Annotated in this window: 9 protein-coding genes; 2 read left to right on the forward strand and 7 right to left on the reverse strand. The window is 68.5% G+C overall.

The annotated features are described in order from the left end of the window. The first annotated feature begins 249 nt into the window (after positions 1-249). Complete coding sequence (locus tag EDD30_RS32315; protein WP_071806053.1) at positions 250-3,942, forward strand: nSTAND1 domain-containing NTPase; 3,693 nt, start codon at positions 250-252, stop codon at positions 3,940-3,942. 531 nt (positions 3,943-4,473) lie between these two features. On the opposite strand, the gene EDD30_RS32320 is transcribed toward EDD30_RS32315, so the two are convergent. The 7 genes from EDD30_RS32320 to EDD30_RS32345 form a co-directional block, all read right to left on the reverse strand. Continuing rightward, positions 4,474-5,166: a response regulator gene (locus tag EDD30_RS32320; RefSeq protein ID WP_071806072.1), complete on the reverse strand. Its 693-nt coding sequence runs from the start codon at positions 5,164-5,166 to the stop codon at positions 4,474-4,476. A gap of 57 nt (positions 5,167-5,223) precedes the next feature. After that, positions 5,224-6,441: a sensor histidine kinase gene (locus EDD30_RS32325; protein WP_211277818.1), complete on the reverse strand. Its 1,218-nt coding sequence runs from the start codon at positions 6,439-6,441 to the stop codon at positions 5,224-5,226. Between the two features lie 123 nt (positions 6,442-6,564). Next, positions 6,565-7,896: a phosphatase PAP2 family protein gene (locus EDD30_RS32330; protein ID WP_071806054.1), complete on the reverse strand. Its 1,332-nt coding sequence runs from the start codon at positions 7,894-7,896 to the stop codon at positions 6,565-6,567. A gap of 1,145 nt (positions 7,897-9,041) precedes the next feature. Further along, positions 9,042-9,215, reverse strand: a complete 174-nt coding sequence (locus tag EDD30_RS39460) for a hypothetical protein (RefSeq protein WP_170047307.1) — start codon at positions 9,213-9,215, stop codon at positions 9,042-9,044. Between the two features lie 126 nt (positions 9,216-9,341). Then, on the reverse strand, positions 9,342-9,671 hold the full coding sequence (locus EDD30_RS40050) for a transposase (RefSeq protein ID WP_244945479.1): 330 nt from the start codon (positions 9,669-9,671) through the stop codon (positions 9,342-9,344). 16 nt (positions 9,672-9,687) lie between these two features. After that, the gene (locus tag EDD30_RS40055; protein WP_211277820.1) at positions 9,688-10,056 is read right to left on the reverse strand and encodes a transposase; all 369 of its coding nucleotides are present in this window, start codon (positions 10,054-10,056) and stop codon (positions 9,688-9,690) included. 170 nt (positions 10,057-10,226) lie between these two features. Further along, positions 10,227-10,718 carry a MarR family winged helix-turn-helix transcriptional regulator gene (locus EDD30_RS32345; protein WP_071806055.1) on the reverse strand — a complete coding sequence of 164 codons (492 nt, stop codon included), beginning with the start codon at positions 10,716-10,718 and terminating at the stop codon, positions 10,227-10,229. Positions 10,719-10,796: 78 nt separating this feature from the next. Between EDD30_RS32345 and EDD30_RS32350 the strand changes: the two genes are divergently transcribed. Beyond that, positions 10,797-11,774, forward strand: coding sequence for an aldo/keto reductase (locus EDD30_RS32350; RefSeq protein ID WP_071806056.1), 978 nt, complete (start codon positions 10,797-10,799; stop codon positions 11,772-11,774). The last annotated feature ends 402 nt before the right edge of the window (positions 11,775-12,176 follow it).

A 12,176-nucleotide genomic window follows, 5' to 3' on the forward strand; every position in this document is an offset into this window, starting at 1 on the left:
GCATCGAAGATGCCCTCCTTGACGTTTACGGTTTGCCCCGGTCGGCCACGTGCCGAGAGATCCATTCACAGACGAGACGGCGATGCTCCTCTCGTCGTCGCCGCTTGGTCCGTGTGGTGGACGAGACCTCTGTCTAGCGGCGTGAGAGTTGTCTGGTCCCTGCTCAGGGTGGTCAGACAAACAACTCTGGACAACGCAGTGACAATTGACGGTGAGCGATGGACGTCGTGGTGTGCGGGGAGGTCGGGGATGCCGAGGCCGGAACGTCCTCTGGACGAGTCGGAGGGCCCGGTCGCGCAGCTGGCGGCCGAGCTGCGGCAGTTGCGGGAGAAGGCGGGCAAGCCGGGTTACCGGCAGATGGCCGCGCGGGTGAACTACTCGGTGGCGACGCTGGCGGCGGCGGCGTCGGGGCGGCGGCTGCCGACGCTGGAGGTGACCCTGGCCTACGTCGCCGCATGCGACGGCGACCTTCAGGTGTGGGAGCGGCGCTGGCGAGAGGCGGAGCGCTTGAGCGTGGCGCCGGCCGAGGACCCGGTCGTCGTGAACGGGCACGAGCGGCCGCCGTATCCGGGGCTGGCGGCGTTTCAGCCGCAGGACGCGGAGTTGTTTTTCGGGCGCGGTGCGCTGGTGGACGAGCTGGTGCGCCGCCTCAGAGAGCGGCGTTTCCTGGCGGTGTTCGGCCCGTCGGGCGCGGGTAAGTCGTCGCTGGTGCGGGCGGGGCTGGTCCCGGCCGTGGGCGGACCGGCGGTGGTGCTGACGCCGGGCGCGCATCCGATGGCGGAACTGGCGGTGCACCTCGCGCGGCATGCCGGGGTGCCGGCCGGTGGGCTGCTGGACGAGCTGTGTGAGGACCCGGCGCGATCGCATCTGTTGGTCCGGCAGGGCCTGCCCGACACACCGCCGGAGGTTGATCTTCTGGTGGTGGTGGACCAGTTCGAGGAAGTTTTCGCGGCTTGTGCGGATCAGGCCGAGCGGGTGGGCTTCGTGGCCGCGCTGCTGGCGATGTGCGAGGAGTCGGACGGTCGTGCCCGGGTGGTGCTGGCTGTGCGCGCCGATCATTACGCCCGGTTCGCCGAGCATCCGGAGCTGCTGGCGGCGTTGGCGGATGCGCAGGTGCTGATCGGTGGGATGAGCCCGGCGCAGATGCGGGAGGCGGTGACCAGACCGGCCGAGCTGCGCGGTGCCCGGGTGGAGGGTGCGCTGGTGGCCACGATCGTGGCGGAGGTGGGTGACTCGCCGGGCGCGTTGCCGTTGGCGGCGCACGCGTTGCGTGAGGCGTGGCACCGTCGTCAGGGTGCGATGGTCACGCTGGCGGGCTATCAGGCGGCCGGCGGCGTGTCCGGTGCGGTGGCTCGTACGGCGGAGCAGGCGTATGAGCTGCTGTCCGAGCAGGAACGCCTTGTCGCGAGGCGGGTGCTGCTGCGGATGGTGGACGTCGGGCCGGACGGGTTGATCACCCGTCGGCGGCTGAGTCGTGCCGAGCTGGGCACGATCGAGCGGGCGCCGACGGTGATCGAGGCGTTCGTGGCCGCGCGGCTGGTGAGCACCGACCTCGACACGGTCGAGATCGCGCACGAGGCGCTGTTCCGGGCCTGGCCACGGCTGCAAGACTGGGTGGACGAAGACGTCAACGGCCTACGGATCCACCGCCGGCTGACCGAAGCGGCCGCTGCGTGGGAGTTGCTTGACCGCGACGAAGGGGCCCTATATCGCGGTGCGCGTCTGACGGCCGCGACCGAGTGGAGTGCCTCTCGCCGAGAGACGCTGACCCCTACCGAAGAGCAGTTTCTCGATGCCAGCGTGCGGCTTTGTCGACGCGAGGCGGCGGCCGGTCGCCGTCGGCGGTTGGTGGCCTGGACTAGCTTCAGTCTGGCCTCGGTGCTGCTGGCCGTGCTGTCGGTGGTGGCGCTGGTGCAGGCGGATCGCGCCAGATCGGAGCTCGACCGAGCGTACGCCCGGCAATTGACCGCCGAGGCCCGCACGCAGCGCCGCAATGATCCGGAACTCGCGTTGATGCTGGCGATGCGCGGGTACGAGCTGTGGCCAAGCGTCGAGACAGGGTCGGTGTTGCGTCAGGCCACAGCGGACTCGCGAATCATGACAGCCTTCCGAGAGCACCATGCACAGGGCGCCTACGTCGCATTCAGCCCCGACGGTCAGCGCGTCGCCAGTGCGGCCGACGACGGGGTAGTGAAGGTGTGGGATCCGGCCGGCCGAACCAAGCCGGTATCACACAAGATTGAGCCATCACGCGCCGCCGGAACCCTTTCCGGGCTGACGTTCAGTCCAGACGGCACACAGCTCGCGATCGTGGCAGCCACCGAGGTCGGGGTGGCAAGGATGACTGTCTGGACTGTGAAGTCCGGAAATGCGGTCACGCTCGACTTTCCGGCAGAAGCCCCCGCCACCGGTGTTGCCTTCAGCCCGGACGGCCGGCTCGCGGCGATCGGTGACATGGCCGGGGACATCAGGATCGTGGACGTGCGGACGCGTCGGGTAGCGACCGTGCTGCGCAGTGGCGCTACGGTGCAGAGCTTGGCGTTCACCCAGAACGGCGCCCGCCTTGTCGCTGTCACCTCGGACGGATCGGTCAGCCACTGGGTCCTGGAACGACCGGGCCGTCCGGCCTATCGCCGTGTGGTGGGGGCACCCTATGACGGCGCGTTCAGCGCGGACGGACGACGAGTCGCGGTCACCGACGGAAACCGGGTCTGGACAGCCACGGCGTCGGAGGTGACCAAACAGGTGACGCTGCGCGGCGGGGAGGACACCCACTCCGTTAGGCTCAGCGCCGACGGGCAACGAATCGCGGCGATCCGCGACCGGACCATTCAGGTGTGGGATCTGTCCGACCCGTCGCATTCTCTTACCTTGTACAGCCCCAGCCCAGTGCACGAATTCGCGTTCAGCCCGGACGGACAGCGACTGGTCTCGAGCAGCACTGACATGGCCGTGCGAGTCTGGGACGTAGGCCGCGGGCTCACGCCCGTAGTCAGCGTCCCCAACGCCGTCACACCGGTGGCCATGAGCGCGAACGGCTCCGTAGTGGCGGCATTCGCCGCCGATCGGACGATTCGCGTGCATCGACGTGTCAAGGGCATGGTCATCCTACGCGACGCGCCGCATCGACTTGTCCTGCGGATAAGCGAGAACGGCCAGACAGTGGCGACCCGTGATGACCACGAGATATCTGTGTGGAACGTCGATGGTGACGGCCGGCCCCGATCGCTGAAGTGCGCCGACACCGGCGAGATGCGGCTCAGCCCGGACGGACGGTGGCTGGCTGCTACCTGCGGCTTAGACCAGGAGCTGACACTGTGGGACCTGAAAGCGGGCGAAAAGAAGACCGTGTCACTGCCGGAGGGCGGCGCGCCGTTCGTCTTCAGCCCGGACGGGCAACTGCTGGCCAGCGTCTCTGCAGGTCCCTACGACGTCCCCCGGCCGATCACCGTTTGGCGGTTCCACACCGATACGGTCATACACCGAGTGCAGACATCAGACGCCGCTACGCTTCTGCAGTTCGGACCAGACAGCAAACAGTTGGCCGTCCAGACCAGGGATGGCGCCTTTCGGATATACCGCGTTGGCGCCCCAGATGCTTCCACAGTCCTAGCCAGAACGCCTGCAGAGGCGGTGAACATCGCCTTCAGCCCGGACGGCAAGTTGGTAGCGAACAACATGGGTGACGGCGCCGTGCGCATCCAGAATATCGACGGCACCGGCGAATCGATCACCCTGGAACGCTCCGGGCCGCCCATCATGTCCCTGGGATTCGCCCCCAACGGCCGCGATCTGGTCACCCTGCACAACGACGGCACCGTCCGCCACCTGATCTGCGACGTCTGCGGACCGATCACCACCGTGACAGCGCTCGCCCGCCAGCGCATTACCCGCGACTTCAACACCGAGGAACGCCAGAAATACCTACACCAATCCGATTGAGCGAGAATGTTCCGAAACTAGGGCAAGCGCAGCTGTCCGCCGGGTCGCGCTCCAGCGATGCGGCATGTTCGCGGAGTCCACCGCGCTGCACGACCGGGCCCTCGAGGCGCTTACCGCGTCTAACAGGGCGGACGCCCTGCGACTTCAACAACGCGTCATGCCGGACTGGCAGACGCAGGATGGCATGCGGTGGGGACTTCTTCCGTCAGGCCAGCGCCGAACTGGGAGGACGGCGGGGACCAGTTGGGGACCACACGCCATGCGCTCCGATGCGCGGACCTGAACAGGTGGTCGCGCGGTGAACGCCACACATCGCGCGTGGCCCGGTCAAGGGGAGCGATGGAGGCGCAACAAGCTGTACGCCTACTGCGACCCGATCAACACTGGGCTGTGCCGTCGATGGCATTTCGTTCCTTGCCGGCAGCAGGCACAAATCCTGAGCCGGGTTGATTTCCCTTATTTACCAGGGTCTCAGCTTTCCGTTTACTGTAAACGGAAAGCTCAGAGGCACGCTGGCCGCCATTGCCGACATCATCGACATTCGACGTCAGTCGGCGAGCCGGCGTTCCCCGGCGTGGCGAGCCCGGTCTCGTAGGCAACCACCACGGCCTGGGCGCGGCTGGACAGACCAAGCTTGGTCATGGTCCGGCTGAGATGCGTCTTGACGGTCGCCTCGCTCACCATGATCCGGCGGGCAATGTCCGCGTTCGTCATGCCGGTGGCGACAAGCTCAAGGACCTCGCGCTCCCGACCGGTCAGGGGACGCAGGTCCGGCGGCGTCTCCGTGAACAGCCGCGGGCGGTGCGCATACGCCTCAACGAGACGCCGGGTCACGCTGGGAGCGAAGAGCATGTCGCCACCGGCGACGGTGTGGATGGCGGCGAGCAGCCGCTCCGGGGCGGTGTCCTTGAGCAGGAATCCGCTGGCGCCGGCGCGGAGCGCGGCGTAGACGTACTCATCAAGATCGAAGGTTGTCAAGATGATGACCTTCGGCGGGTCCACGCAGGCGGTGCTGAGGATCTGGCGGGTCGCCTCCACCCCGTCCAGGCCCGGCATCCGGACGTCCATGAGGATGACCTCCGGGAGGTTCGCCGCGGCCTGGGCGACCGCGTCCCGCCCATCACTGGCCTCGCCCACCACGTCGAGCCCGGGCGCCGCCCGGATCAACGCGGCAAGCCCAGCCCGCACCAGGATCTGATCATCGACAACGAGCACCCTGGCCATCCACAGCCTCCCCATCTCGGCACCCGGCTGGCTCGGCCCGGCCCGGTTCCCTTCCGGTCACTGCGGGACCGGCAGGATGAGAACGACCTCAAACCCGCCCGCCGGACAGGGACCGGCGACGACGCTGCCGCCGTAGAGCCCCGCGCGTTCCCGCATGCCGACCAGCCCCTGCCCATCGGCCGCTTCCGGCACGATCGACGTCGTTTTCCCGCCATCGTCGACGACCTGAGCGACGAACCGGTCGACCTCGTACCGCAGGGTCACGGTAACCGAGGCGCGTCCGGCGTGTTTGAGCACATTGGTCAGACCCTCCTGGATGACACGGTAGGCGCACAGATCCAAGCCGGACGGCAGGTGTCGCGGTGCGCCGACGACAACCACGTCGACCGGTACTCCTGCCCGCCGCACCCGGTTCACGAGGTCGTCCAGGTGATCCAGCCCGACTGCCGAACCGTGCGGGTCGTCGCCCTCGCTCTCCTCGGGATCGACACGTAGCACGGTCAACAGGCGGCGCATCTCCCCGAGCGCCTCCCCACTGCTGTCGAGGACGGTGTCCAGGGCGGCGTGCGAGGTACGGGGGTCCGAGTAAAGGACATACCGCGCGAGGCCCGCCTGCACCGAGACCACCGACATGTGGTGGGCGACCACGTCGTGCAGTTCCCGAGCGATTCGGACCCGCTCGTTGACGACCGCTCGTCGCGCCCGCTCCTCGCGGTCCCGCCGCAGAAGCATGGTGAGGCGCTCGAGCCGGCGGCCACGCTCGGCCAGCAGCCGGGCGCGGCTGCCGAACCAGGAGACCACGCCGGTCCAGACGATGCTCTGACCGAGGATCGTCAGGAACGCGTCCGAGTGGCCGACCAACCCTGCGTACACCCAGATCGCGGCCGTGAGCAGGGCGGCCGCGAGCGTTACTCGCGGCGGCCGCAGTGAAGCGACGGTGTAGAGCGTGAGCAGCGCCCCGGCGCTGTTGACGACGGGCCAGTAACCCGCCGTCACATAGGCGCACCATAGGGCGCCGTATCCGAGCAGGACGGCCATCGGCGCGCGACGGCGCGCCACCAGCGTCAGGCTCGCCAGGCAGGTCAGGGCGACGCCGAGCCCGTCCATCAACCGCCATTCACCCGGCGGGTGCTGCCGCGCCAGCGCGAGGCTCACCACCGCCGTGGCGGCGGCCAGCACGGCGTCGAGCAGCAGCGGGTGCCGCTCGCCCAGCGTCGAGATCCGCGCCGACGACAATGGAGGCCGCGCCCTCGACGTACCTGCCCGACCTCCCACGAGGGCACGGTAGCGCGTCGCCGCCGGCGGCCAGGATCGGCCGCCGGCGGCGTCGCCCCCGTCACTTCCGGTCCCGGCCGCGGGGCCTCGCGACCCAAGCCTCCCGGACGGGTACGGGACCGATCAGGTGATCTTCAACAGCTTGGTGGCGAGTACCTGCCCGGCCACGTCGTCGCCGAGCTTCAGGCCGTCGCGTGCGTCCCAGGAGTAGTGCACGCCGAGATAGACCCGGCTCTGCGCGTTTTCCTCCGCCGCCTGACTGAAGCTCGTGAACCGCCGCGTCCGCACCGGCGAGTGTGGGTCCTCCGTGGTGGCTTCGAAGGTGATCGCGTCGACCCCGTTGAAGAATCCCCTCATGACCCGGGCCCAGGCGCCGCCGAAGGTGGCATGCCCCGACGCCCACGCCGGAAAGCATGGGGTGAAGTGGACGCCGTTACGGTCGGCCGACAGTGGTTGCCAGTTCGGGTCCAGCCCAGTGTCGCGGATCGCCGACACCGGACGCCACAGGTCGATCGGGGTAAGGTATTTGACGTCCCACTCGGCGATCGCCGCATCGGCCAGGGCCAACGACACCAGGGCGAACAGCCGCGCGTTCTGGTAGACGGTCAGCCTCTGCTGGGCCGCCACGATGCTGGTGTGCTCGAGCAGTTGGCCGGGAGGCTTGTAGGTCCCGGGCACCTCGTTGGCCCAGAACCAGCCGATCGCGGTCTGCTCCACGGTGCGTTCCGTCGAGGCCGCGCCGCCGAGACGCCGCACCTCGTCCACCTGGGTCCGGTATTCCGGGCTGGCCAGCAGGGCGTCGTAGGACGCGTAGAGCTGTGGCGTCGGTGGTCGGAAGTGCGCCCCGGACGGGATGGCGAAGGGGCGTACCTCACCCCAGAATGGGGTCGCCGCCTGGCTGGCCGCGGTGCACTTGCTGTCGGTGGGTCGCCATGCGCCCGGCACGCCGTCCGCCGAGTAGGGCCGTGGGTCATCGTGTCCGTCGTCGGCCCGGGCGTTCATGGTCTGCTGAACGACCGGATTGACGACCAGGATGTCGAGGATATCGAAGGCGTCCGGCGCCGTGCCGAACCGGTTCTGGAAGCGATTCTCCAGGAAGTTCGCCTGGCTGGGGTATAACCGGGTGAGCATGCGGTACGCGGTACGCCCGATCACCCGCTCCTCTTCGTCCGGCCCCTCCAGAAATGGCGGCCCGGAGTAACGGGGCGCTCCCAGATACGGCTGGTAGACCATGGTGTGCCAGGTCCGCTGATAGGCGCTCTCGGCGTCGTAGACCGCGATGTTCAGCATCGCCGCGGCCCGGGTCACCTTGCCCGGCGGCTCGTCCACGCGGCGGAACAACTCCAGCAGCACGCCGTTCCAGTAGTGCACCGGGTCACCGCTGTAGTTCGGCGCGGCCGTGGCGCGCTGCGGCACCACGGTCAGCAGGCCGAGCACACAAAGCACCACCACCACGAACGCCGTTCCTGGCCGTCGTCGTCGGCTTCTCGTCACCCGTCGAACCCCTCCGACCGAACCCTCCGGCCTCCGCCGTTCGACCGTGCGGCCGGCTTTTCGCCTGGACCCGGGCATGTTCCTCCCCCTTTCGGCTCCGCCTCTGTGTAGGGGTGCCGGCCGGAATCGGACCGGGTCAGACGGAGCCCGCGACGACGCTACGGGCCGAGCGGATCGTGAAGCCTCACACGCGGGAAGGAACTTTTGCTGCAACCATCGCGGTAGACGGCACCGCCTCTACGACCGTCGAACTAGGACGTGGATCGTGGGAGCCAGAAGCCGTTCAGCTTGCGGGGGACGCGTGGCAGGCGCGTTCACAGGTCAGCCACCGAGCTGTTGTCGTCCCCGGATCCTCGTACTGGTAACGCCCGGAGGAATCCGCCACCATGCCGCTGTCAGGGCCGCGCTGTGGATCCGCGAGTCTCGCCCACCGTCGCCGGCGAAGGGCGCCCCATTCGCGGGTTGCAAAGGCCCTCGCGCTCGGTCGGCCACTCCGGAATGACCTGGCCTCCAGTCTCGTGATAACCACCGGCGGGGCCACCGCTTTCCTACGGCCTAATCTCAGGGTCTACCCGCAAGCACCGCGGTGGATTGACGACTGGCCCGCTTGACCTTGCGAGGCTTGCGTCACGCCGCGCGGACAAGAGCGACGGCGCGACACGAGGAGACGAACATGCTCAGGATGGCCAAGGGAGCCGCGATTACCGGTAGTTCGTCGTTTTTACGGCGGTAAATATAGGTTGATGGCGTGACCTTGTGCGAGGGCGTTGAGGAGTTGCTGAAGTTCGTCAGGCGGGGGCTTGTCGGACCAGGCTTTCCACCAGCGCTGCAGGAGCAGCCATGGGGTGAGCCAGGCGCGGACGGCGCGTAGGGCCTTGGGCCAGCAGGGATATACGGCGGGCTGGTCGGTCGGAGCACCCCCTCTCTCCGGCGTCGTCGAGGGGTGGCCGCGGGGACGTCGTGGTCGGGTTGTCCGGGGCGGGCGGGTCGAACCAGGTGTTCCAGCAGAATGAGAACGCGCAGTGGACCAGGGTTTGGTGGCGGCGGATCGCGGTCGTGGAGCGGGTTTGGAAGTCGGCCCAGCCGAGTTCGTCTTTCACCTGCTTTTAGCTTTGCTCGATCCAGTGCCGGATGCCGTAGAGCCGCACGACCTCGGTCAGATCCGCCGGCTCATGGCTGCGCTCGGGGATGTCGTGCGGGCCGCCGGGGCGGGGCAGGTCGGTGGCCAGGTACCAGGTTGCCTTGTCCGGCAGGGTCTGCGGGTCGGTGGTGGCGACCACGAGCCGAGTGTGCCCGTCGGGTCCCCACCAGCACAGAACGGCGTCGGTAGCCCACCAGGTCTCGGTGCGCCCGTCACGAAACCGGCGCTGCACCGGGTGCCAGCCGCCGGGGTCGTCGGGCCCGTTCTAGGCAACCACCCGAGCGGCGTCTTTCGGGGTATACGCCTCGGCCTGGTACTGCCAGGTGCCGCGGGCTGGCTTGAGGGCCATGACGAAGCCCCATCCACCCTGGCGCAGTTCGGCGCGCAGGTCGTCGTGGTCGCCGTAGAAGCAGTCCGCCACCACCGCCCGGCACACCACTCCCGTGGTGCGCGCCTTGGCGACCAGGTCGGCGGCGATCTGCAGCTTCGTGCGGAAGCCAGGATCGGTGCGCTTCTTCACAAAGTGTGAGGCGGGGGTGTAGGGCTCGGCGTGTAGCGGATAGTAGACACGCTCGTCGGCCCACACCGTGGTCACGGTAACGATGCCGTTGTCAGTCTCGCCGTAGCGCCCCAGCCACTGCCGGCCCCACGTGCGCGGTGCGGGTGCCGTCCTTGCGATCCCCGGAATCGTCGATCACCAGCACGCCACGTTCGTGCGGTGCAGTCGACGGATCGGTGAGCAGTAGTTCCAGCCGCCGGTCGTTGACCTGCTCACTGTCCCAAGCGGATTGCGACAGGATGTACTGCAGCCGCTGCACCGCCGCGTGCTGCGCCCCTTCCACTGGTTCGGCCGCGGCCAGGCACGTCAACGTCTTGTTGCGGTCCCGCGGCGCGAGCAGCCCGGTCGGATATTCACGAAACCCGCGCCGCTGCGCCAGCCGAGGGAATAGATCATCAAAACAGGCCGCGTAATCCTCCAAGGGGCCCGCAGCCGCCGGACACACCGCACGGACCATCGAAACCTCACCCGCTCAGCCGGTCATGCACATTGAGTAACCGCACAGAGCAGGAGAAAGTTACGGACTCGATAAACTACCGGTAGACAGCGGCGAGGAACTTCTGCCAAGCGCCGGCCTCGTCCTGTGCATCCTCATGGTCCGGTCTTGTGGTCGAGGGCATTCGCCGGGACCGCGTCGAGCTCCTGCCATATCTGGGCCAGGATCTGCACCTGTGCGGGGGACAGCCGGTCGAGCATCTGTTCGCGTACGACATGCCACTGCAGCGCCATCCCCTCGACGCACACCCGGCGGCCGGCGTCGGTGAGTGCGACGGTGCGCGCCCGCGCGTCGTCGGTGCTCGACGCCCGGGTGACGAGTCCCCGGCCGACCATCTGATCGAGTGCGCGGGAGGTCTGACTCTGACTGAGCAGGACGGTGCTCACCACGTCGGTGATCTTGCGTGGCGCGGGCTGCTTGGCGAGATGCATCAGGATCTCCAGCCAGGACAGCGGTAGACCGTGTGCACGCTGTAGCTCGCGTTCGAGTTCCAGGGTCAGCTTCTCGCGGGCCCGGATCAGCCCATACCAGGCCCACTGTTCGACCAGCGAGGGCTCGGGTTCCGGCTCTGTTGTGGGTTGAGTCATACCATCCTCCACTGGATGTACGCGCATACAAGTGATTGTATGTGGCCACATACATGATACGAGGAGCGGAGAACGGACATGCGGCAGCATCGACTTGGCACACTCACGGTCGGGGCACAGGGCCTCGGCTGCATGGGGATGTCGGAGTTCTACGGGCCGGCCCTCGAGGCGGAGGCGGTCGCCACGGTGCACCATGCGCTCGACCTCGGCGTCACCCTGTTCGACACCGCGGACGTGTACGGCATCGACGGGGCCAACGAGCGCCTGCTCGGCCAGGCCCTGGCGGGCCGGCGCGGCGAGGCGGTTGTGGCCACCAAGTTCGGCGGCGTCCGCGAGGCCGCCGATCGGATGCCGCGTATCGACGGCAGTCCCGGGTACGTCCGGCGGGCCTGCGACGCATCGCTGCGACGACTGGGCACGGACCACATCGACCTGTACTACCTGCACCGGGTCGACCCGGCCGTCCCGATCGAGGAAACCGTGGGTGCGATGGCGGAGCTGGTCGCCGCGGGCAAGGTCCGATATCTGGGGCTCTCCGAGGCGGCTCCCGAGACGATCCGGCGGGCCCATGCGGTACACCCCATCAGCGCGCTGCAGACGGAGTACTCGCTGTGGGAACGCGGCCCGGAGCGCGAGATCCTGCCCGTCGTTCGTGAGCTGGGCATCGGGTTCGTGCCGTACGCGCCGCTGGGACGTGGCTTCCTGGCCGGAACCATCCGCTCGCTCGACGGGCTGGACCCCGCGGACTATCGGCGCTACGACCCCCGTTTCCAACCCGACGCACTGGCCGCCAACCTGGCCATCGCCGACCGGGTGCGCCACCTCGCCGAGCAGCGTGGCACCTCACCGACCCGCCTCGCCCTCGCCTGGCTGCATGCTCAGGGCGACGACATCGTGCCCATTCCCGGCACCAAGCGCCGGGAGTACCTGGAAGACAACGTCGGCGCGACCAGCTTGCGGCTGAGCGCCGAGGAACTGGCCTCGCTCGACGCCGCGGCGCCGCCTGGCGCGGCCGCCGGCGACCGGTATGTCGACATGAGCCGGGTCAACGGCTAACCGCGTCACCAGGCCATACCACTGCCACGTGCGCCGTCCGCCAGCAGCGCGTGGCCCGGCGGTCACCCGTGCCGTTGTCTGCCCTCGGCGACCAGTCCTCTCGGGGTGCCAGCGCGCGGCTACTGCCCATCGAACGGGACTCCAGTGTGTGAGCAACGGCAGGCGAGCGCAGGTGTCGGCGCGGCCAGCCTACTTGCCGGCATCTGCGGGCACGTCGAATACGTGTCGGCTGCAAGGCGGGGGGATGCCTGCACGCCTTTCGCAGCAGGTCAGTGGGCGCGCCGGCCAGTCCATGGCCCGGTCTGATAACCGGTAGGGCGGTAGGCGGCAGGGACATCCTTCGGTGCGGGGCCACCGGCAGGAAGCCGGCCGTGGGACCGTTCGGGGGAAGCCGGTCGTTCA

It is taken from the genome of Couchioplanes caeruleus (assembly GCF_003751945.1).
Taxonomy (GTDB): Bacteria; Actinomycetota; Actinomycetes; order Mycobacteriales; family Micromonosporaceae; genus Actinoplanes; species Actinoplanes caeruleus.